This window comes from Emticicia oligotrophica DSM 17448 (genome assembly GCF_000263195.1).
GTDB lineage: Bacteria > Bacteroidota > Bacteroidia > Cytophagales > Spirosomataceae > Emticicia > Emticicia oligotrophica.
Window position 1 is genome coordinate 4,603,373 of sequence record NC_018748.1, and the last position, 23,030, is coordinate 4,626,402.

Annotated in this window: 19 protein-coding genes and 1 pseudogene; 12 read left to right on the forward strand and 8 right to left on the reverse strand. The window is 33.3% G+C overall.

The window, feature by feature from the left end; all coding sequences use genetic code 11:
• Positions 1 to 110 precede the first annotated feature (110 nt).
• The 4 genes from EMTOL_RS19040 to EMTOL_RS19055 all read left to right on the forward strand — a co-directional run bounded on the left by EMTOL_RS19040 (position 111) and on the right by EMTOL_RS19055 (position 6,865).
• Positions 111 to 971: a sugar phosphate isomerase/epimerase family protein gene (locus EMTOL_RS19040; protein WP_015030960.1), complete on the forward strand. Its 861-nt coding sequence runs from the start codon at positions 111 to 113 to the stop codon at positions 969 to 971.
• Positions 972 to 1,104: 133 nt separating this feature from the next.
• Complete coding sequence (locus EMTOL_RS19045; protein WP_015030961.1) at positions 1,105 to 4,080, forward strand: VPS10 domain-containing protein; 2,976 nt, start codon at positions 1,105 to 1,107, stop codon at positions 4,078 to 4,080.
• Positions 4,081 to 4,420: 340 nt separating this feature from the next.
• Positions 4,421 to 5,956, forward strand: coding sequence for a glycoside hydrolase family 32 protein (locus EMTOL_RS19050; RefSeq protein WP_015030962.1), 1,536 nt, complete (start codon positions 4,421 to 4,423; stop codon positions 5,954 to 5,956).
• Positions 5,957 to 5,986: 30 nt separating this feature from the next.
• Positions 5,987 to 6,865, forward strand: coding sequence for a carbohydrate kinase family protein (locus tag EMTOL_RS19055; protein ID WP_015030963.1), 879 nt, complete (start codon positions 5,987 to 5,989; stop codon positions 6,863 to 6,865).
• A 49-nt stretch (positions 6,866 to 6,914) separates the two neighbouring features.
• Here EMTOL_RS19055 and EMTOL_RS19060 read toward each other — a convergent pair whose 3' ends face one another.
• Complete coding sequence (locus EMTOL_RS19060; RefSeq protein WP_015030964.1) at positions 6,915 to 7,265, reverse strand: DoxX family protein; 351 nt, start codon at positions 7,263 to 7,265, stop codon at positions 6,915 to 6,917.
• Between the two features lie 96 nt (positions 7,266 to 7,361).
• On the opposite strand from EMTOL_RS19060, the gene EMTOL_RS19065 reads away from it, so the two are divergent.
• Genes EMTOL_RS19065 through EMTOL_RS19075 form a run of 3 tightly spaced genes read left to right on the forward strand, consistent with a single transcriptional unit; the run spans position 7,362 to position 10,362 of the window.
• Positions 7,362 to 8,588 (forward strand): serine hydrolase domain-containing protein, encoded by a 1,227-nt coding sequence (locus EMTOL_RS19065; RefSeq protein ID WP_015030965.1) that lies wholly within the window; start codon positions 7,362 to 7,364, stop codon positions 8,586 to 8,588.
• 33 nt (positions 8,589 to 8,621) lie between these two features.
• Positions 8,622 to 9,371 (forward strand): NIPSNAP family protein, encoded by a 750-nt coding sequence (locus EMTOL_RS19070; RefSeq protein WP_015030966.1) that lies wholly within the window; start codon positions 8,622 to 8,624, stop codon positions 9,369 to 9,371.
• A 1-nt stretch (position 9,372) separates the two neighbouring features.
• Positions 9,373 to 10,362: a polysaccharide deacetylase family protein gene (locus EMTOL_RS19075; RefSeq protein ID WP_015030967.1), complete on the forward strand. Its 990-nt coding sequence runs from the start codon at positions 9,373 to 9,375 to the stop codon at positions 10,360 to 10,362.
• Between the two features lie 36 nt (positions 10,363 to 10,398).
• Here the strand turns inward: EMTOL_RS19075 and EMTOL_RS19080 are convergent, their stop codons facing one another.
• From EMTOL_RS19080 to EMTOL_RS19095, 3 genes are all read right to left on the reverse strand, one after another.
• On the reverse strand, positions 10,399 to 11,496 hold the full coding sequence (locus EMTOL_RS19080) for a hypothetical protein (RefSeq protein ID WP_015030968.1): 1,098 nt from the start codon (positions 11,494 to 11,496) through the stop codon (positions 10,399 to 10,401).
• 334 nt (positions 11,497 to 11,830) lie between these two features.
• Positions 11,831 to 12,283 (reverse strand): GNAT family N-acetyltransferase, encoded by a 453-nt coding sequence (locus tag EMTOL_RS19090; RefSeq protein WP_015030969.1) that lies wholly within the window; start codon positions 12,281 to 12,283, stop codon positions 11,831 to 11,833.
• 38 nt (positions 12,284 to 12,321) lie between these two features.
• Positions 12,322 to 13,353 carry an RluA family pseudouridine synthase gene (locus EMTOL_RS19095; RefSeq protein WP_015030970.1) on the reverse strand — a complete coding sequence of 344 codons (1,032 nt, stop codon included), beginning with the start codon at positions 13,351 to 13,353 and terminating at the stop codon, positions 12,322 to 12,324.
• A gap of 31 nt (positions 13,354 to 13,384) precedes the next feature.
• On the opposite strand from EMTOL_RS19095, the gene EMTOL_RS19100 reads away from it, so the two are divergent.
• A complete protein-coding gene (locus EMTOL_RS19100; protein WP_015030971.1) occupies positions 13,385 to 14,311 on the forward strand; it encodes a 1-aminocyclopropane-1-carboxylate deaminase/D-cysteine desulfhydrase in 927 nt (308 codons plus the stop codon).
• A 1-nt stretch (position 14,312) separates the two neighbouring features.
• On the opposite strand, the pseudogene EMTOL_RS22665 reads toward EMTOL_RS19100, so the two are convergent.
• Positions 14,313 to 14,399: pseudogene (locus EMTOL_RS22665) on the reverse strand (DNA-binding response regulator); the annotation flags it as partial.
• Positions 14,400 to 15,217: 818 nt separating this feature from the next.
• On the opposite strand from EMTOL_RS22665, the gene EMTOL_RS19105 reads away from it, so the two are divergent.
• From EMTOL_RS19105 to EMTOL_RS19115, 3 genes are all read left to right on the forward strand, one after another.
• Complete coding sequence (locus tag EMTOL_RS19105) at positions 15,218 to 15,934, forward strand: glucosamine-6-phosphate deaminase (RefSeq protein WP_015030972.1); 717 nt, start codon at positions 15,218 to 15,220, stop codon at positions 15,932 to 15,934.
• A 3-nt stretch (positions 15,935 to 15,937) separates the two neighbouring features.
• Positions 15,938 to 17,806, forward strand: a complete 1,869-nt coding sequence (locus tag EMTOL_RS19110; protein ID WP_015030973.1) for a hypothetical protein — start codon at positions 15,938 to 15,940, stop codon at positions 17,804 to 17,806.
• A 66-nt stretch (positions 17,807 to 17,872) separates the two neighbouring features.
• Complete coding sequence (locus EMTOL_RS19115) at positions 17,873 to 18,247, forward strand: sugar 3,4-ketoisomerase (RefSeq protein WP_015030974.1); 375 nt, start codon at positions 17,873 to 17,875, stop codon at positions 18,245 to 18,247.
• Positions 18,248 to 18,282: 35 nt separating this feature from the next.
• Here the strand turns inward: EMTOL_RS19115 and hslV are convergent, their stop codons facing one another.
• Genes hslV through EMTOL_RS19130 form a run of 3 tightly spaced genes read right to left on the reverse strand, consistent with a single transcriptional unit; the run spans position 18,283 to position 20,995 of the window.
• Positions 18,283 to 18,819 (reverse strand): ATP-dependent protease subunit HslV, encoded by a 537-nt coding sequence (gene hslV, locus EMTOL_RS19120; RefSeq protein WP_015030975.1) that lies wholly within the window; start codon positions 18,817 to 18,819, stop codon positions 18,283 to 18,285.
• Complete coding sequence (locus EMTOL_RS19125; protein ID WP_015030976.1) at positions 18,819 to 19,364, reverse strand: hypothetical protein; 546 nt, start codon at positions 19,362 to 19,364, stop codon at positions 18,819 to 18,821. The genes hslV and EMTOL_RS19125 overlap by 1 nt, the downstream gene beginning before the upstream one ends.
• Positions 19,365 to 19,381: 17 nt before the next feature.
• On the reverse strand, positions 19,382 to 20,995 hold the full coding sequence (locus EMTOL_RS19130; protein ID WP_015030977.1) for a dihydrolipoyl dehydrogenase family protein: 1,614 nt from the start codon (positions 20,993 to 20,995) through the stop codon (positions 19,382 to 19,384).
• 154 nt (positions 20,996 to 21,149) lie between these two features.
• Here EMTOL_RS19130 and EMTOL_RS19135 point away from each other — a divergent pair, with 154 nt between their 5' ends.
• On the forward strand, positions 21,150 to 23,024 hold the full coding sequence (locus EMTOL_RS19135) for a glycosyltransferase family protein (protein WP_015030978.1): 1,875 nt from the start codon (positions 21,150 to 21,152) through the stop codon (positions 23,022 to 23,024).
• Positions 23,025 to 23,030 lie beyond the last annotated feature (6 nt).

The following is a 23,030-nucleotide window of genomic DNA, read 5'->3' on the forward strand; positions in this document are numbered from 1 at the left end:
ATACTAAAATAAATACATAATAAGAACTCTCAAAGCCACAAAATCAAGACTTAATTTTTAAAGTAGAATAAAGAAACCAAACATTTAGTAGCAATTAGAATTTTTAGACAATGAAAAAAAACTCAACCCTTATCCTCTTTTTCATGCTTATTTGCATGCAGCAATTAGCTTTTGCACAACCCAACGCAAAGAATTTGTACACCTATCCGTTTGGTGTTCAGGCTTATACTTTTAGAAATCATTTTCCAAAAGATGTAGTTGGCACACTTGATAAAATTCAAAAAATGGGAATTACCGAAATAGAAACAAGTGGAGCCAAAGGCGTAACTGATGAAGAATACAAAAAACTTTGTGAGGCTCGCGGCATCACAATTCCTTCTATTGGTGCTGGTTATGACCAATTAGAAAATCTTTCGATGGATATTATAACTAAAGCAAAAACTTTTGGAGCAAAATATGTTATGTGTGCATGGATACCTCACAAAGGTGATAATTTTACAATTGAAGATGCTAAAAAGGCAGTAGATGTATTTAACAAAGCAGGCAAATTCTTGAAAGAAAATGGACTAACTTTTTGTTATCACCCTCACGGATATGAATTTAGACCATATGAAAATGGTACCTTATTAGATTATATTTTCAAAAATACTAACCCAGAATATGTTTCATTTGAAATGGATGTTCTGTGGGTTTTGCACGGAGGTGGAGACCCAGTTGGTTTATTGAAAAAATATGGTAGCCGCTGGAAATTAATGCACGTAAAGGACTTAAAGAAAGGGGTTAAAGGAGATTTTTCGGGACATACTCCTGCCGAAAATGATGTAGTGCTAGGAACAGGACAAGCTGATTGGAAAAATATCTTTAAACAATCTAAAAAGATTGGTATCAAACACTTTTTCATAGAAGATGAAAGTGAGCACGAACTTGAAACTGTGCCATTAAGTATCGAATATTTGAAGAATTTGAAATAGAATTCGCGAAAGCCAAACGTTTGTTTGGCTTTTTTTATTAGAGCATTTCACGAATTTTCCTCAAAACAAAAAAATATATATAAATTACAACAATTATTAAAAAAAGAATAATTCAACAAACCCTCTTTTTCTCATGAAATTTAAGATTTTTAGTTTTTTTTTCTCACTTATTAGTTTATTCTCATACGCACAAAACTTCAGCCCCAAGCTTTTTGATAGCATGAAATGGCGTATGATTGGCCCTCATCGTGGCGGTCGAACAGTTGGAGCAGTTGGGGTTCCACAAAAACCCAATGTATTTTATATTGGCGTAAACAACGGTGGCGTTTGGAAAACCACTGATTACGGGCGTACATGGTTTCCCATTTTTGATGACCAACCCACAGGTTCGGTGGGTGATGTGGCGGTAGCTCCTTCAAATCCAAATGTAATCTATGTTGCTTCAGGAGAAGGTATTCAAAGACCCGATTTATCAGTTGGAAATGGTATTTACAAATCAACTGACGAAGGAAAAACTTGGGTCAATACTGGTTTAAAAGATGGTCAACAAATTGGTGGTTTGGCTATTGACCCAACCAACGAAAATCGTGTATTCGCAGCAGTATTGGGTCATCCTTATGGGCCAAACACTGAAAGAGGAGTTTACAGAACAACAAATGGCGGAAAGACATGGGAACGAGTTTTGTATAAAGACGAAAATACGGGTGCTATTCAAGTTACCATTGACCCCAAAAATCCTAATATAGTTTATGCTGACCTTTGGGCAGCCCGACAAGGACCATGGGAAAACGGTGCTTGGCAAGGTCCGGAAAGTGGCCTTTACAAATCGACAGATGGTGGAAATACTTGGAAAAAACTCACAAAAGGGCTTCCAACTTATGAACAAGGCTTGGGTAGAATTGGGTTTTGTATTGCACCAAGTGATACCAAAAGAATGTACGCAACCGTAGACTCTCCTGAAGGTGGCGGTGTTTTTAAATCGAATGATGGGGGTGAATCTTGGACATTAGTGAGTCAAGACCCACGCATTTGGGGTAGAGGAAGTGATTTCGCGGAAGTTAAAGTTCACCCAAATAATCCTGATATTGTTTTCAGTGCTGATGTTGATACATGGAAATCTGAAGATGGTGGAAAAACTTGGACTGCTTTTCGAGGTGCTCCAGGTGGAGATGATTATCACCGACTTTGGATTAATCCAAATAATCCTGATATAATGCTTTTAGCGGCTGACCAGGGTGCTATCATTACTGTAAACGGTGGCGAAACTTTTTCTTCTTGGTATAATCAGCCGACTGCACAATTTTATCATGTAAGTACCGACAATGCTTTCCCTTACAATGTTTATGGGGGCCAACAAGAAAGTGGGTCGGTAGGTATAGCCTCGAGAGGTAATGATGGATTAATCTCCTTTAGAGACTGGCATCCAGTAGGTGTTGAGGAGTATGGATATGTAGCAGCAGACCCGCTCGACCCCAATATTATATATGGTGGTAAAATAACTAAGTATGATAAAAGAACAGGTCAAACCCAAAATATTGCTCCCGAAGCAGTTCGCTCTGGGAAATATCGATTTATTCGTACAGCACCTGTATTATTTTCTCCAGTAGATAAAAAATCGCTATTTTTTGCTGGAAATGTTTTATTCAAAACCAAAAATGGGGGAGATTCTTGGGAAGTAATAAGTCCAGATTTAACAAGAGATACCTATGACTTTGTCCCTTCAAGTATTGGGGTTTTTACTACTGAGTCATTGAAAAAAATGAATCGTAGAGGGGTAATATATTCAGTTGCTCCATCACCAAAAGATATAAATACGATTTGGGCAGGTACTGATGATGGATTAATTCATATTACTTCAGATGGTGGTAAAACATGGACAAATGTTACCCCGCCTACACCTAAAGGTGAAAAAGATGGATATTGGTATTGGTCAAAAATCTCGCAAATCGATGCCGGTCAGTTTGATAAAAATGTTGCTTATGTGGCTGTTAATAGAATTAGATTAGATGATCTGCGACCACATATTTTTAGAACCAAAGACGGTGGTAAAACTTGGGATGAAATAGTTAATGGCCTTCCTAATGAACCAATCAACACTGTTCGAGAAGATCCATACCGAAAAGGTTTGCTTTTTGCTGGTTCTGAAAATGCAGTTTATGTTTCATTTGATGAAGGAGAAAATTGGCAATCACTACGATTGAATATGCCTGCTACAAGTATTAGAGATTTAGTTATTAAAGATGATGATATTGTTGTTGGGACGCATGGACGTAGTTTTTGGATTTTGGATGATATTACTCCTTTGAGACAAGTTACTTCTGAAGTGGCAAAAAATGATGCGTTTTTGTATAAACCTCAAAATACTTATCGTGTACGTTGGAGTACTTATACCGATACACCGCTTCCGCAAGAAGAACCTCAAGGGCAAAACCCACCAGATGGAGCAATCATTAATTATTTTTTGAAGGAAAAAATAAAGGGTGTTGTTAAGTTGGAAATTTATGATGCTTCAAAAAAAATAATTAGAAGTTTTTCAAGTGATGACAAACCTTACGAACTACCAGATTTGAATATTCCTCATTATTGGATTCGTCCACAACAGATTTTATCTGCAGAGGCAGGTTCACATCGATTTGTATGGGATTTACATTATGAACCTTTGAATTTACCTCCGACTTACCCAATCTCGGCAGTTTATAAAAACACAGCTCCTGACCCAACTTCTCCTTGGGTACTTCCTGGCTATTACACTGCTTTATTAACTGTAAATGGAAAAGTTTTCGAGCAAAATTTCCTTGTTAAAATGGATCCAAGAGTTAAAACTGCAGCAATTGATTTAAAACTCCAACATGACCTATCACTTGCTTGCTATGAAGGAAGGAAGAAAGTTTTTAACGAACTTGAAAAAATGAAGGAGGCTCGTCAAAGAGTTCGAATGACTGATGAAGGATTAAAAATATTTAATCAGAAAGAAGAAGACTTGAAAAAAATACAGAATAATTTAAGTAATGTACAAAATATTTTACAAGAATCTGATAATAAGCCAACTACGCAAGTTGTGACCTCAGCCAAGGATTTATTATCAAAGCTTGAAGTTTTGTTGAAATAAAATTTAGTGTTCTACAATAATTTTTTTATAAATACTTTAAAACCATTAGTTAGGTTCTTTCGTATATGTATTAAGTCCTATTGATGAACCTTTTATTTTTCCCGTCAACTTTTGAACCTGTGAGAATCAGTAGTAAAATGATAGATACTTTTATCTCAATATCGAGTTTCGATATAAATTATGGTGGAGGTACAAGCTTTTAACTTTTTACTGCTGATTTCAATCTTCTCACTTATGCTATTTCTTTAGCTAATTTTTTGTTTTAGGGTTTAGACAATTCTCACTTTTTTTGTTATTTGCAGCCTTATCTTACTACTTAATTAATATTACTACTTTACCTATGAAAAAAGCCCTGTTATCAATGTTGATAATTGGAACATTTGCAGCCAACGCTCAAATTGAACCTTCTCAAAAAAAGTATCAAGAGACTTACCGACCACAATTTCATTTTACACCTCCAAAGGGTTGGATGAATGACCCTAATGGCCTTGTTTTTTACGAAGGAGAATATCATTTGTTTTACCAACACTATCCAGATAAAACTGTTTGGGGGCCTATGCACTGGGGGCATGCCATAAGTAAGGATTTGATTCATTGGGAAAATTTACCAATTGCACTTTATCCAGATTCCTTGGGTTATATCTTTTCGGGAAGTATTGTGGTAGATGAGAATAATACTAGCGGTTTTCAAATTGGAAAAGAGAAACCCTTGGTAGCCATTTTTACTTATCATGATATGGAAAAAGAAAAAGCTGGTCGTTCGGATAGAGAATCACAAGGCATTGCTTACAGTATTGATAAAGGTAGAACTTGGATTAAATATGATAAAAATCCTGTTGTTGCTAATAAAGGAGATGTGGATTTTAGAGACCCAAAAGTTTTTTGGCACGAACAAACAAAACGTTGGATTATGCCGTTGGCAGTTGGAAAAAAACTAGAAATTTTCTCTTCACCTAATTTGAAAAATTGGCAAAAAGAAAGTGAATTTGGAATTAAAGAAAGTACCAATGATGGTGTTTGGGAATGTCCGGATTTAATATCATTAAAGACAAAGGAAGGAATCGAAAAGTGGGTTTTAATACAAAATATAGGTAGAGGAGCTGTAAATGGAGGCTCGGGTACACAATATTTTATCGGAAATTTTGATGGAAAGACCTTCACAAATGATAACTCCCCCGAAACTAAGTTGTGGCTAGACTTTGGGGCTGATAATTATGCGGGGGTAACATGGTTTAATATGCCAACAAAGGAGCGTGTTTATATCGGCTGGATGTCGAATTGGGATGATTATGCGACAACTGTTCCAACTTCTACTTGGCGTAGTGGAATGACAATTCCCAGAAAATTATCATTGGTAAATACAACTAAGGGTTTTCGTTTAAACCAAATGCCGATTGAAAATTATAAAAATCTTAGATTAGAGAAAAAGATAATACAAAAGCAAGCTGTAACTAAAAACGTTTTGATTCATAATGCTTCTGTACAAAAAGAAATTAATCTAAATTTTAATATTAGCACTTCAACAGCAAGTGAGTTTGGTTTTATAATTTCAAATTCTAAGAACGAAAAAGTAATTATCGGATTCGATAAAATGATTCAAAAAGTATTTGTTGACCGAAGAAATGCTGGTAAATCAGACTTTTCTCCCAAATTTGCCGCGATTCACAGTGCAAATCTTGAAGATAATCATATATCAATCAAAGCTTTAATTGATAATGCTTCAATTGAGTTATTTGTAAATAACGGTAAAGTAGCCATTACAGACCTATTTTTCCCAAATGAATATTTTACCAAAGTTGAGCTTTACAGTAAAGGTGGTAAAGCTGACCTAATTGGCGGTGTTATTTACACTCTCAAATCAATTTGGAAAAAATAGTTTTAATAATAAAAACGATAAGTATTGAATATGAAAAATATTGTTTGTTTTGGTGAAGTACTTTGGGATTTGTTGCCAACTGGTAAAGTGGCAGGAGGTGCTCCAATGAATGTGGCTGTACATGCGACACAGTTTGGTTTAAATGCAAAGATGATTAGTGCTGTTGGGAATGATAATCTCGGAGAAGAAATTATTGATTTTTTATCAAAAAGAGGTTTAGATGTTTCAAATATTCAAATAAACAACGATTTTCAAACTGGAACTGTTGAAGTGGCTATTGATTCAAAAGGAAGTCCTTCCTATACTATAATTGAACCAGTTGCTTGGGATAATATCAGTTTTACTGGTGAAGCTAAACATGCAGTAATGAATGCCGATGCTTTTGTTTTTGGAAGTTTAGCTTTGAGAAATAACACCTCAAAACAAACCCTTTTACAACTGCAAAAATATGCTAATCTTACTGTTTTAGATATCAACCTCAGAAAACCTTATTTTAGTGAAGATTTAGTCAAGGAACTTTTCGAATTGGCCGATATTGTTAAAGTGAATGACGAAGAATTAGCAATGATTTGTTCTTGGTATGGTGAAAATTCAGATGAGCAATCTAATGCAATTTTCTTGAAAAATCAGTTTAATCTAAAAGGAATTATCGTTACAAGAGGTGGAAATGGTGCCTTTTTTATTGATGAAAATTATATATTTTCTGAGCATAGTGGCTTTAAAGTTAGTGTAACCGATACAATTGGTAGTGGTGATTCTTTTTTAGCTTCTTTTATTTCTAAATGGTTGCAAAATGCTTCTGCAAAAGAGGCTTTAGCTTTTGCATGTGCGGTGGGAGCATTTGTAGCTACTCAAAAAGGAGCAACTCCAATAATTACTCTAGAAAGTCTTGAGAAAGTGATGAATTAAATGTTTTAAAATATAATTTCCCAGATAGTAAGTTTTTTGTTTGGGAAATTTATTTTGTATATAGATAGGCCCAAGCCATTAATGCTAATTGTAATGGTAATCTCAACCACAACATCCATTGTGGAATCTTCTTGAATTTCCCAGAAGTAGCCATATAAATATTGGCCGGAAATACAGCTACCAAAAGTAGAATAATCCCCCAAGCAGAAAGTGCACGTGTTTGTGTAAACAGAAGTCCGATACCAAGTATTATTTCTGCAATTCCACTTAAAATAACCATCTCTTCATGATTAGGTATGTATGGAGGCATTGCTTTCATAAAGAAATTCTTTTTAGTAAAGTGCGTAATTCCGGCAAAAACGAAGAATCCTGCCATTATGTAAAGTCCAATTTCTTGCATAGGTCTCTTAAATAAATTTATTCATCGCAATTTAATTTAAAATTTAGTTTAATTGGATTATTTTGCATTCTTTCTATAATTGATAGCAAATTATTTATGAATAAACATTTACGCTTCTTAACAATCACATTATTAATTTCTACCAATTGTGCAGTTCATGCCCAAAAGAAAAACGAACCGTACTTTCCATCATTTAATGCGTGGCAGAAAAAATCACCAACAGAATTAGGATTGAATCAAAACAAGATTCTAGAAACTATGGCATTTGCCATTGAAAATGAAATTAAAAATCCTAAAAACATGGAAGTGTCTCATTATCAGTCATTTGGCAAGGAGCCGTTCGGGTTTGCAATAGGTCCATTTGCTGAAAGAGGTTTACCAACTGGTTTGATAATTCATAAAGGATACATAGTAGCTGAATGGGGAGAACCAGCAAGAACTGATATAACTCATAGTGTTACAAAAAGCTTTTTGTCTAGTGTAGTTGGATTGGCAGTTGACCGTGGTTTAATAAAAAATGTCAATGATTCAGTAGCACCCTATATTCCCCCAATCGAATTATATGGTCAACCTGTAAATCGACCAGCCGATGATTTCGGAAAGCCTGAATTATTGAAATTGTTTGATACCCCACATAATAAAACTATTACTTGGGATAATCTTCTTCGACAAACAAGTGACTGGGAAGGAACACTTTGGGGGAAACCCGACTGGGCTGACAGGCCAGATAAAGACCCTGCGTTATGGTTAAATCGTACTAGAAATAAACCCGGTACTGTGTATGAATACAATGACGTTCGTGTAAATGTACTTTCGTTAGCTGCTCTGAGTGTTTGGAGGAAACCACTTCCACAAGTATTAAAAGAAAATTTAATGGATAAAATTGGTGCTTCTAATACTTGGAGATGGACGGGGTATCGTAATTCTTGGATTGTTTTAGATGGGCAAGCAGTTCAATCTGTGAGTGGAGGTGGGCATTGGGGCGGTGGCATGTTTATAAATGCTTATGATATGGCACGTTTTGGTTTATTATCTTTACATAAAGGGAAGTGGGGTTCTCAACAAATACTTTCTGAACAATGGGTGAATCAAGCACTTACGCCAACTGCCGCTCAACCTACTTACGGATATATGAATTGGTTTTTAAATACCAACAAAAAACTATTACCAAGTGCTTCAGAGAGGGCATTTTATCATTTAGGGAATGGAACTAATATGATTTACGTTGACCCAGAGCACGATTTGGTTATGGTTGTTAGATGGATTGCCACAGATGCAATGGATGGAGTTGTAAAGCGTGTTTTAGAATCTTTTAATAAGTAAAAATTATCATTCAATCTATATCAAAATAACACAATGAAAAAAAACATCTTATTGATTTTGTTAATGTCTGTTACCTTTTTGGGGTATTCGCAATCAAAAAAAGAATTTTATGAACTTCGTATTTACGAGTTGAAATTTGGCACTCCACGTTCAAATATTGAAAATTATTTCAAAAATGCTCTTTTTCCTGCACTCAATAAATATGGAGTTAAGAATATTGGAGCTTTTGGTGAAATGGGAGCCTCTGACCCAGCTAAAATTTACGTATTTATTCCTTATTCTTCAATTGAAGAGTATGCTGCCGTCAATGCAAAAATCAAGACCGATGCTGATTTTATAAAAGCGACACAAGAATATAATGCACTTCCTCCTGAAAAAGCACCTTATGCAAGATTTACTACATCATTAATGCATGCTTTTGATGGAATTCCTCAATTAGTTAAGCCAACCTCTGAGCAAAAACTTTTTGAATTACGTACATACGAAAGTTATTCAGAAGATGCAGCTCGTAGAAAAATAAAAATGTTTAATGATGAAGAATTGAAAATTTTTAGAGACACAAAGCTTAATTCTGTTTTCTTCGGAGAAGTTGTTGCTGGAGAACACATGCCGTGTTTGACTTATATGCTTGCATTCAAAAACATGGAAGAAAGAGATGCTAATTGGAAGAATTTTAGTGCCAATGCCGATTGGAAGCGTATTTCGGGTGCTACTGAATATGCTAATACAGTTTCACATATTATTCGTGTATTTTTAGTGCCACTTTCATATTCACAGCTTTAAAATGAAAAATTTATTAAGTTTAATATTGCTGTATTGGCTCACATTTATTACAACATTTGCCCAAACTTATGCTGAAAAGTTAGGTTTTCCTAAAGGTTCTAAAGTTGTAATCATGCACGTTGATGATGTTGGAATGTCGTATGATTCTAATGTTGGAGCCATTAAGGCTGTTGAAGAGGGTATTGCTACTTCTATGAGTGTAATGATGCCATGCCCTTGGGTACCTGGATTTGTTCATTATCTAAAAAATAATCCAAAAATTGATGCTGGCCTTCACCTTACACTTACTTCTGAATGGAAAGATTATCGTTGGGGGCCATTAGCTGGCAAACCAACCGTTCCTAATCTTGTAGATGACGAAGGTGCGATGTGGCGTAGTGTTGAAGAAACAGCGAGACACGCATCAGCTGATGAAATTGAAAAGGAAATAAGAAGTCAATTAGAGCGAGCAAGAGCAATGGGTTTTGAGCCAACGCATTTAGATTCGCACATGGGTACTTTATTTGCTCGTCAAGATTATTTGGAAAGATATTTCAAAGTAGGAATTGAAAATAAAATTCCTGTTATGTTTCCGGGTGGTCATGATACGATGATTATGCGTGATGGAGCTGCGGGCTTAACATTAGAACAAGCTCAGAAAATTGGTAAAATGCTTTGGAATGCTGGTTTACCTGTTTTAGATGACCTTCACAACATTAGTTATGGATGGACAATGAATAAAGTAAAAAATCCTTCTGATAAAGAATTACAAAAATATAAAACTGATAAATACATAGAATCTTTCAAAGACTTACAACCGGGTGTTACGATGGTTATCATGCATTGTACTTCGCCAACAGAAGTTTTTGAACATATTTCTGATTCGGGAAATACACGTAGAGGAGATATGTTAGCCATGCTTGACCCTAAGTTGAAAAAGTATATTCAAGATAATCAGATTATACTTACTACTTGGCGTGAATTAAAAGAACGTAGAGATAAAGTTAAATAAATACAAGCAAAAGTAGGAGCGAAGCTAATTTTGCTCCTACATTTTTTCAATAATATCATAAAAATTACCTAGTTTTTTATTTTTGTGTTGATTGAGCCTAAACTCCTCAATTAAGTATAAAACTTGGTTTTCATCATAGTAGAAAGGCAACATTTTCTCTTCATGTTTGATGATTTTCTTTAAATTATTGATTTCTTTAGTGAATTTAGTTTCTGTATTTTGAAATTGATCACCCCCAAATCTTTCAATCAATGATTTACCAAAAAATGATGACCGCCCAAATGAATAAAGTTCAGTAATTTCATTTTCTAGTTTTTCAATCTGTTTATTTAACAACTGGATTTGAATTTTTAAAGATTCATCAGATGCATTATGTACTTGAAGCAGTTCAAATTTCATATTTATTAGTTCATAAATATCATTTTTTTCATAAGCTTCAATTATCTTTTGCATAATTAAATTCTTCTTCTCTTTTTCATTTTCATCTTGCTCACGGTCAGGATGAAAGACTTTTACTAATTCTAAGTATACCTGACGAGCAGTTAATGTTTGATTTTTATTATTTTCTTCAGCATTATTATTAATTAATTTTCTTTTCTTTTTTCTGTTTTCGTATTTAAATTCATCAGACTCAAGTTGTTCATTCAGAAAGTCTTGAAAATCTTCTGGTTTATTGAAATCCATCTCATTTTCGACGCCAAAAATAGTTTTAATAGAATTTTTAATGTTTGCTGAAGCTTTCTGATTTGCTAATTCTAACATTTCATCGTATGAAATACCATCGTTATGTCTTGCAAAAATTTCATGGACTTCTTTTGACTGATTCTGTTTAATGAGTTCTTCTGCTTTTTCAAGTATAAGTTCAGAAAGCGTATCATTATCACGTTTTCGAAAATTGTTTTCGTAGTATAATTTGTCTAAAGCTGCTAATTGCTTAATCTGAACTTCTGTAAATCTTTTTTCTAAGGGTAAAATTTCTATAATAATCTTACGTTGAATAATTTCAAGCTCATTTTTTGCCCAGTCAATTTTTTGCTTCAATTCAGAGATTTTCTGAATTTTTTCATTGAATTTTCGCTGTTGTTTGGTTAATTTTTCACTACCAACCGATTTTATTTGTATAATTTCTGGCATTTTGAACTTAAATATTAATTTTAAGAAATAGAATTATTAGATGTGAGTTTTTAGGAATCTTTATGATGAAAAATGCATTTTTTGTAATGTTACTTACCATCTTATTCGATGGATGTTTTCTCTACCGACCTTGTCCGATAAAATCATGCAGGGTTGAGTTAGAACATAAACATGGAAGTAAAACATATAATCCTAGAAAAATACTTAAATGGAAAGTTCATTATATTGGAGAAAAGTCAATTAAAAGCTATAAAAAACAGCTAAAAATAACGAAGGAAAGAAGGCGGATGGAAAGACAAAGATTTTGAATGTAGAACAAGAATTTCTTGTTCTACTAAAAATCTAAATGACAATTTATCCATCCCTCATCAAATCTTGTTGGGAAGTTTTTACGATAAAAGTTAATTGCTGGCTCATTCCAATCTAATACTTGCCACATCATTCCTGTACAGTTTGTATTTTTAGCTTCCTCAATTACTTTATCAAATAGTATTTTCCCTATTCCATGACCACGCATTGACTCCGTAACCACTATATCTTCTAAATACAAACGTTTGCCTTTCCAAGTTGAATATCTATAATAATAGAGCGAAATTCCTTGAACAATTCCATCTACTTCTGCTACAAAACAGCCGAAAACTTTATTTTTCCCAAAACCGTCTTTGAGCATCATTTCAACCGTATTGGTAACTTGTTCGGGAGCTTTTTCGTAAACGGCCAATTCATATACCAATTCATGGACTCTTGGTACATCGGCTTTTCTGATTTTTCTTATTTTTATCTTCATTAGGTGTTTTTTTATCTTTTTCAATAATAAATTTTAACTTATTCTGCGAATGTTTCCCATTTTTTTAGAACATTTGAGAAATCTTCTGGTAGTTCACTATCAAATTGCATCCATTTTTTTGTCGTTGGATGAACAAATCCTAGTGTTTTGGCGTGTAAAGCTTGACGAGGCATAATTTCAAAGCAATTTTCAACAAATTTCTTATAACTACCCGATTGCTGACCCCTAAGAATTTTATCACCACCATATTCTGAATCACTAAACAAAGTATGTCCTAAAAACTTCATGTGGACACGAATCTGGTGGGTTCGCCCAGTTTCTAAATTACACTGAATTAATGAAACATACTTATAATCTTTTAAAATTTTATAGTGAGTTATAGAGTCTTTTCCATGAGAGCCATCAGGGTAAACCTCAATTATCTTTCTGTTTTTCAAACTTCTTCCAATGAATTGATGTATTGTTCCACTAGGATTTTTTGGAACACCCCAAACAAGAGCATAATAAGTTCTCTCAATGGTATGTTCTGAAAATTGTTTAGCCAAAAAAGTCATAGCAAAATCGTTTTTGGCAATAACCAATAAGCCAGAAGTATCTTTATCAATTCTATGAACTAAACCAGGTCTAATTTCACCATTTCTATGAGTTGGTAAGTTTTTTAGGTAGTAAACTAAACCATTGACCAATGTGCCAGACCAATTACCCACCGCTGGGTGGACGACCATTCTTGGTGGTTTATTGACAATCATCAAATCGTCATCTTCATATACAATATCTAATGGAATATTTTCCTCTAGTAATTCATGATTTCGTGGTGGTCGAGGTAAGGAAAAAGTAATCACATCAAGTGGTTTTACTTTGTAACTCGCCTTTGCAGGTAAGCCATTTACCTTGATTGCCTCGGCATCAATCGAATTTTGGATTTTATTCCTAGATACATTTTTAGTAAAATGAGGTAAGTATTTATCCAAACGCATAGTAATTTGACCTTTGTCAACTACAATTCGTTGGTGTTCATATAGTTCGTCCTCTTCTTCTTCGTTATCTATATTATCTAATTCTTCGCTCATTCTGATTAAATTTGTGCAAATTTACTAGAAAATGACTGATAATACTGCAAATATTGAATTTGAAGACAAAATAAAAAGAATATTGCTTCTTCCTTCTCCACTTCATAAATTTGAGAATGAAGTTTATGCAAAACTCAATTTGGAAGTATTTATTAAACGTGATGATTTGATTCATAAAGAAATTTCAGGAAATAAATGGAGAAAACTGAAGTATAACTTAATAGAAGCAAAAAAAAATGAAATAAATGAAATTATCACATTTGGTGGGGCTTATTCAAACCATATTTATGCAACCGCCGCAGTAGGTAAATATTTTGGTTTTGAGACAATTGCAATAATTCGTGGTGATGAACTAAATGAAAATTCTTCTGAGACCCTTAAGTTTGCCTCAAAATGTGGGATGAAATTAAAATTTATTTCAAGAACCGAATATAGAAATATTAGAATAGATAAAACACCCATTCAAACAAATTTAAATAGTTTAGTAATTCCTGAAGGAGGAACAACCGTTTTTTCGTTAGAAGGTGTAGGAGAAATGGTAGAAGAAATCAATGGGCAACTTAATCAGAGCCCTGACTACATCATATGTCCAGTTGGTACCGCCGGTACGATTGCAGGAATTATTGCAAATACTCATTCTTCAACAAAGGTAATTGGCATTTGTGTTTTGAAAAAAGGACAATATTTAGAAACTGAAATCGAAAATCTACTAAATCAAAGTAAAAAAGAAACAAACTTAAACTATGAAATTTTCTGGGATTTTCATCATGGAGGATATGCAAAAAAATCGCCTGAACTCACAACTTTTGTTTCTAATTTTAATTCTAACCAAGAATTTGAAATAGAACCTATTTATTCGGGAAAGTTGTTTTATGCTTTTGAACAACTTGTTAATCAAAACTATTTTAAGCCAAATACTAAAATTGTTTTAATTCATACGGGTGGTTTGAGGTATTGATTTATACTAATTTATCTTTTATAGCCTTCACTACAGCCTCCGACTTTGAATTTACGTGTAGTTTTCTGTAAATATTATTTATATGACTTCTGACTGTTTACATACTAATGTAGCAGTTAGTAGCAATCTTTTATATGAATCTCCATTTACAAGTCATTTTAGAATATCTAATTCCCTTTCTGAAAGGTTATTTTCATCATTTTTATCAATTTGGGTTGGCTAAAGTATTCGAAAACCTTTCGTGCGATGGCGGGTGTCATTGGATAATCACCATTATATACTTAGTGTATGCATCTATAATCTCAATAATATTTGATTTCATTTGCAAATATCCAGATGCACCCGTTTGTAATGCATTAAAAAGCTTATCAAGTTCTTCAAAAAGGTTAAAATTAAAATATTTACTGAAAGATATAAATCTTTAACGAGTTTTGTAGCTTCAATTGCACTCATTTGAGGCATACTAAATTCATTTCGATTACATTTGGAATTTCAATTTCCTTACAGTTTTCGAGTATCAAAATAGGACTTTCGAACGCTCCGAAAAATTCAAATTCTTCTGAGTTTTGAAGTAAATGGATAAGGCTAGTTCTAAGAGTCGTGTTAACTTCGTTTAATGCTACTTTTAGTAGCCGAATCAAAGATGTTTAAAATTGTGTAGCAAATTGAGTTTTTTTTAAAAACGCAATCAGATAAATATTTAGTTTTTGTATTTTCTATAAAGAAGAATTATCTATATCTATTTTTTGTAAAAATGATAGTATTAGTTGTTTTTATCTCAAAATTTTATATCTGCGGCAAAAAATTATTAAAAATAGATTAATTTCTAACAAATTTCTAAGTATTTGCCGTTGGAAGTGTAGAGTTAAAATCATAGCTTTGAATTTATTTTTTGAAATTTAATAAATGCAAATAGATAAATTTGAGAATGCTGAGAAATTAGCATTACATACCGCAAATTATATAATTGAGTTAGTCAAAAATAAGCCTAATGCAACTTTAATACTTACTTCTGGAGATACTCCTGTAATTACATACAGAAAGATTGTCGAACTGGCGAACCCTAAAGATTTCGCTCAAGTAACAATAATTGGTCTTGATGAATGGGTTGGTGTTCCTTCGGCAAGCGAAGGTAGTTGTAGATTTATTGTTGAAGAAAATTTGCTTAAACCGCTTGGAATCAATGAGAGTCAATTTACTTTTTTTGATTCAATGTCAAATGATTTGCAAAACGAGTGTAAAAGAGTAGATGATTTGTTATTTAGTAAAGGCGGGGCTGATTTAATGTTAGTTGGAGTAGGTGTCAATGGCCACATTGGTCTTAATGAACCTGGAACCAGTTTTGATAAATATTGTCATGTGTCAGAATTAGCAGAAATTACTATTTCAATCGGACAAAAATATTTTAAACAAAGTACACAGCTTACGCAAGGTATAACTATTGGATTAAAACATTTACTTGAAGCCAAATCTGCTGTTTTAATTGCTACTGGCGAAAGAAAAGCTGAGGTTTTAAAGACATTGGTAGAAAGCGAGCCAAATGTTGATTTTCCAGCCACAGTTTTTAAGCTTCATTCAAATTCTTATGTGTGGATTGATGAGTCTGCCGCTCAATTACTATAAAGAATGAGTAAAAAAAAGCTTAATATCGTTTTTGTTTGCCTAACTATTATTTTTCCCATTCTTTATGGCTTAGTTTTCATAAGAAACTTTTCTGAACCTCTTTCAGGTGGAGGAGATATTGATGAGTGGGAATATGTTGGTTATTACTTAGCGAATAATATTAGTTTTAATCCATTCCCTAGTATCAGTTTTAATCATAATCAAACATTTTATCCTTTCGGTACTACACAAGTATTTTCAGATTGGTCATTAGAAAGTAATTATTGGTTTGCTTTTTTTTATAAAAACTGGGGGCATGGACCATGGTTGAATATTTACTACGTATTAAGTTTAATTATATCCTTTTTGGGAACTTTTTTAGTAATTAAGCCTGATTTTGGTTCAAAAAAAGCATTCTTTACTGGATTTGTAGTTACTTTTTTCAATTTTTACGCTTTAAATAAATATCCTCATCACTATAATCATAGTACAATTCATTGGGCAATACTAAGTTTACTTACTGATTTTATATTACTAAAACGAATTTGTCTAAGCGAGGGTTTTTCATTAAAATGGGTCTTTCTCAAAGCATTTATTTTATTGGCTTGCTTGGGAATGAACCTAGGATATATTTGTGGATTTGCATTAAATAGTTTCACTATTTGCATTATTTTTGCTTTAATTTTATTAATAAAACGCCATTTTGAAGGAGTAAGATCCCCTCAATTACTATTTAATAATTGGCTTACTGAGTTTAAGAATAAACCATACTCTTTTTTATTTTTATCAATCCCGATTCTGTTGGTAGGTTTCTTGTTTTTACCTCTAGTTTTGCAAATTTATTTTGAAGCAAAAACTTACAAATTAGATGGATTACCTGCTCCTCATTTTTGGAGTAACCCATTGAGAATGCTTCTGCCTTATTTCCCTCATTTGAATGCTTTACATAATCCTTTTATAAACAATCTAAAAGATATGCCCGAAGGATTAGGTTCTGGTAGTCCGGGTTGGTTTTGTCTTGGACTTGGTTTAATTGGTTTTTTCTCAAACCGTAAGGAATACGGATTAATTTTTATCCCTTTTCTAATTTTATTAATAATCTCAACTTTCTATCATCCCAATAGAATTCCAACCCTAAAGATTTTTCCTTGGGGAGCGTACAATCGAGTTCCATCAAGATTTACTTCATTATTACCAGTAATTTTTGCGAGCTTCTTTTTACCAACTGATTTTCATCGAATTCCAAATTATAAAATAATCATTGGCATTTTTACAACTTTTTTTGTTGTTGAGCTGTCAGTGGTATTAAAGTATAGATTTGAACAAAGTCCCTTTGTTTTTGAATCCAATTTCTTCCCATACATGGAAGTTGTGAAGAATCAAAGGGGAGAAGCTGTTTTAGATTTTCCATATTGTATCGTGGGTGGAGATGGTACTGGTTTAAAGGAAAACTTATGTCCAATTTTCACTAAAACTTGCAATATTTATGCATTAAGACGCTTTCATGAAAAAAAGGTGATTGGAGGATATTATAGCCATGTTCCACAAGGTGCGGTTGATAGATTTGTGAAGATTGGAATTGGAAATTGGGTAAAACCTAATATTGATAGCTGGCAGTTTGCTTCGCACATTGTTAATGTAATGGACAATCAACAATTAGAACATTTCATAAAGTATTTTCAATATAACGATTTTGCTGGTATCAATCTTTATGTTGATTTAATACCCAATGAATTAGCAAAACAGATTATTGAGCATATTGGTCAACCCATTAGCTCAACTATTAGTCCAGGTGCTGGAAAGGTAGTTTTTATACCAAAACCTAAAGGTTGGTACCAGTTTATTAATAAAAATAAAGCAAAACAAATGCATTTTCCTTGTGGGTGTTCTTGATTAACTTGTTATGTGCATTTTTTTGGAGGATTTTAAAGGGAAATTTCATAAGTAAGTAATACACGCATGGCATCATTAATTGAATTGCAAACTTTTTCTTCCGAAGTAGGGAATCTCACTATTATTGAAAAAGTTTTGAAAAATGGGATAAAGCGTATTTTTTATATTTATAATGCTTTTAACCAAGTGAGAGGAGGTCATCGACATAAATTAACCTATAACGCCCTAACTTGTGTTAGTGGAAGTTGTAAAGTTTATGTAAATAATGGTAAAATAGAAGAAGAATACATATTAGATTCTCCCGATAAATGTTTACTTGTAGAGCCTGAAGATTGGCATACCATGTATGATTTTACAGAAAATGCTGTTTTGTTAGTACTTTCTGATAGAAATTATGAAAAAGAAGATTACATATATGAAAGATATGCAGATAGAAAGTAAAAAGTGTTGAAGAATAAACTCCAACACCTTAAATATTATAATGTTTCAATAATGATGTTATGATTTGTATAAATACAAATATCTGCGGCAATATTTAGTCCCTCTCTAACCATTTCTTCTGCACTTAAATTGGCGGCATGTTTCTTTAGTGCAATGGCAGCAGATTGTGCATACATACTTCCTGAGCCAATTGAAGCAATATTATTATCAGGTTCTAAAACATCTCCTGTACCTGAAATTATTAGCATTTCACTTTCATTTGCCACAATCAACATTGCTTCAAGTTTTCTAAGATAGCGGTCAGTTCTCCAATCTTTTGCTAATTCAATTGCTGCTCGCTTCATATTACCGCCAAAAGCGTTTAATTTTTCTTCAAAGCGTTCAATCAATGTAAATGCGTCAGCCGTTGAGCCAGCAAATCCTGCTAAGATTTTTCCACCAAATAGTTTTCTAACTTTTCTAACATTGCTTTTGGCAATTGTATTACCCATTGTTGCTTGTCCATCGGCACCTAGAGCAACTTTCCCATTATGAATGATTCCTAAAACAGTAGTTGCGTGTATTTTTTGCATCAGTCTTTTGCCTCAATTTTGGTTAACTTCCATACATTATTTTCCAAATCCATTGAATAGGTATAAGTCACTGAGTATGGTCTTTTTAACTTCACAATGATTTTTGCTTTGCTACCATTTATTGAAACAGTAGAATTGTTATTCAAAGCCGTTATTAAATCTTTAACTTCAGGAGGGTCTTGAGAAATAGTATATCTATCATACTCCAGACTATAAGCATATTTATTTTTTTTGATTTCAGCCTTCATTTGATTAAACTCTTGTTGAAGAGATTTAATATAAAGACTTGAGAATAAACCAGTTGCTTCTATTGATTTAATGTACTTTTGAATACATTTCTCATCAATTTTGTTTACCACATAGCCTTCTCCATTAAAACAATCCCCTTCAAATGGTAAATTTTCTTTACCAGTCCATTTAATAAATGCTGTTAACCTTTGTTTAGGAGATTCTTTAATTTGAGAAAAAGAATCAGAAGTATGGACAAAACAAATCCCCCATAGAGAGATTGTTAGCCAAAATACGGAGGATTTGAAAGATTTCATAAATCTTTAGAGTTTTGTTATACTAATAATTTATATGGTTCTTCAAGTAATTCTTTTAAAGTAACTAAGAAAGCTGCCCCAGTTGCTCCATCAACCACGCGATGGTCACAAGTAAGCGTTACTTTCATGATATTAGTTGCATAGAACTGACCATTTTTAACAGCAACGGTTTCTTTGATTCCACCAACAGAAAGAATACATGATTCATTTTTAGGATTATTGATAATTGAAGTAAATTGTTCAATTCCAAACATCCCTAAATTACTTACAGTAAATGTATTTCCTTCCCAATCTTTTGGCTGTAATTTGCCATTTTTGGCTTTTCCACCTAAATCTTTAGTAGTAGCAGCTAATGTTGAAAGTGAAAGTGTATCGGCAAAACGAATTACTGGTACTACCAAACCTTCAGCAATGGCCACTGCCATTCCAATGTGCACGTGTTGGTTACGTCTTATATGGTCGTCTCTCCAAGAAGAGTTGATATTTGGATGCTTTTTCAGTGCAACACCGCAAGCTTTTAATACCATATCGTTGAATGAGATTTTAACTGGTGAAGCCTGATTCATTACTTCTCTAGCTTGGATAGCTTTATCCATGCAAATTTCCATGGTTAATTGGAAATCAACTGCACTAGATTGTGATTCAGCTAAACTACGTGCAATGGCTTTTCTCATTTGAGTTAAGCTAATTTCTTCGTAGCTTTCAATGCCAGCAGCTACAGGAGCTGGAGTAGAAGATGCTGTTTTTGCAGATTCTTGTGCTTTTGGAGTAAAGTTATCAACATCTGATTTAACGATACGGCCACCTTCACCAGAACCGCTCACTTCTGCTAATTTGATGCCTTTTTCTTCGGCTAATTTTTTTGCTAATGGAGATGCAAGGATTCTTCCATTGCTGTTTGATGCATGAACTGGTGCTGCACTTGGAGTTGAAGGGGCTGGAGCTGTACTTTTTGGAGTTTCAACCTTAACTTCTTGAGCTGCTGGAGCTGGAGCCGATGGAGCACCACCAAGAAGGGCTTGATAATTCGCACCTTCCTCACCAATAACTGCAATTACTCCATTTACTTTCGCAGCTTTACCCGCTTCTACACCTATATACAATAAAGTTCCATCTTCATAAGCTTCAAGTTCCATTGTAGCTTTGTCTGTCTCGATTTCAGCTAGAATATCACCCGACTTAACTTTATCACCTACTTTCTTCAACCATGCATGAATTACACCTTCGGTCATGGTATCACTCAAAAGTGGCATCGTAACTACCTTTGCTTTGATATTTGAAGTATCCACAGCTGGTACTGCTGCTACAGGTGCAGTTTCTTGAGCTACGGGTGTAGCTTCAACAGGAGCACTCGGTGCTGGACTTCCATTTAATAAACTTTGGAAATCTTCGCCAGCTTTACCAATTACAGCAATGATAGCATCTACTGGTACAGCTTGTCCTTTCTCAACACCAATATATAAAAGCGTACCATCATAATAAGACTCCATATCCATGGTAGCCTTATCAGTTTCTACCTCTGCTAAAATATCTCCTGATTTTACAACATCACCAACTTTTTTGTTCCATGCCGCAATTACACCTTCTGTCATGGTGTCGCTCATCTTGGGCATTCTGATTACTTCTGCCATTTTAAATAATTTGCTTAGATTTTGGATAGTATCATTATTCAACCCTCAAAATTATAACAAAGTTTTGGATGTGCTTAAAAAACTAATAAGAAAGTTTGTAATAAGTTTTTGTTTTGCCTTTTTTTGCTCAAAATTTATCAAAAAAACATGAGATATGTGGCTACTGGTTATCTTCATATTAAATTTACTCCTTTCTTTTCGACTTTTTTTTGAAAAATCTTGGCGATTGAGCTTTGCTATCTCGCTTCAAGCCTTTGCATTACTCAGTTTTATTTATGTTGAAGTTTTAGGTTTTTTAAATTTAATAGGATATTCATCGGCGTTTATCTATTGGGGTGTACTTTGTCTTCTTACAATTATTTACAATTTTTCAAGAAGGGGTAATTTACCAAAATTTAACTTAAATCTCAATAATTTTTACAAAAACAAAATTGTCTTAGTAACCTTTTTTTTCTTCATCATTACATTTCTCTCTGGCGTATTTTACGCACCTAATACGATTGATTCTCTTGTTTATCATCTTACCAGAGTTGAGTTTTGGATTCAGCACAAAAATATCAACTATTTCGCAACTCAAACAGATAGAATGTTGTATCAACCTCCGTTGGCTGAATACATGATTTTACAATTTAGATTATTGGCGGATGCAGATAATTTTAGTTTTATAATTCAATGGCTTTATGCTATTGGTGCTTGTGGAGTTGTGAGTCTACTTGTAAGTTTTGTTAGAAATGATTTAAAAGTACAATATCTGGCATTTTTTATTGCTGGAAGCATTCCAATGTTGTTGCTGCAATCATCATCTACGCAAAATGATGTTGTTGTTTCGTTTTTTATTCTAATGACAATCTATTGGGTTTTTAATAATGTCAAATTGAATGACAATGCTTCAGCGTTATTAATAGGTATTTCAATTGGTGAATCAATTTTAACCAAAGGAACTGCTTATATTTTTCTATTCCCAATTTGTTTGTACTGGGGTGTAGCCAAGTTAATGAAGATTTATAATAAAGAACTCGAATTTTGGTCCCAAATGAGACTTTTTATCTTCATTTTTATGCCATTTTTGGTGATTTGCGGAACTTTCTACTTCCGTAATTATACTTTAGTAGGTTCTCCATTAGGTGTTTCTAAAGAACTTTTTTTTGTTTATAATAACCAAAGTCACGCTGTTGGAAGTATTTTTTCCTTAATTATTCGGAATATAAGCTTACACTTTTCTGTACCCGGTTTTCATTTTTTAGCTGAAAAAATAGTTGTTTTCATACATGAAAATTTACTGAATGTAAACGTTAATGATTCAGCAACTTCCTTTACTCCTTTCGATTTGCCGATGTTTGGAATAACAGAAGATAATGCAGGGAATTTCCTTCATATACTTCTATTTATTCCAGCAATTCGCTACTCTTTTAAATCAAAAAACAGAAACCTCATCGTATTAACATCGTTTGCAATTATTTCTTTCTTACTATTTTGTTTTCAGGTTAAATGGCAAATTTGGCATTCAAGACTCCACATTCCTATTTTTTTAATAATGAGTGTGCCAATATCAATATGGCTAAAAGAGCAAAGATTTTCTAAGTATATTATTGCATTGATTGGGTTATCTAGTCTATTTTATTCTGTTTTTTGTTTTGCTCGACCAGTTATAAAATTGCCGCCAATTACATCAAAAGTTTATTTTACATCTCATAAAATTGACCACTTTTTCTATATGGAGCCTCATAAAGCAAAACAATATTGTGATGTAATAGAATATTTAAAAAGCCATAACATCAAAAGAATTGGGGTTAGGTCGGAGGAAAAATATGGAAATGATATTTTATATCCAATTATGTTTGAATTGAGAAGTAAAGCTGTGTTTATTCCAATTCAAATGTCGAATCTTACGAAGGTTTTAGATAAAAATGAAGGAAATTTTGATGCTGTATTATCTTTCACCATGAGTCCGAAGGATACACTTAAAGTGGATAAGAATTATCGAAAATTATCGGTCAATGCGGAAAATTTGTATATTTTTGTGCCCTAATTTACA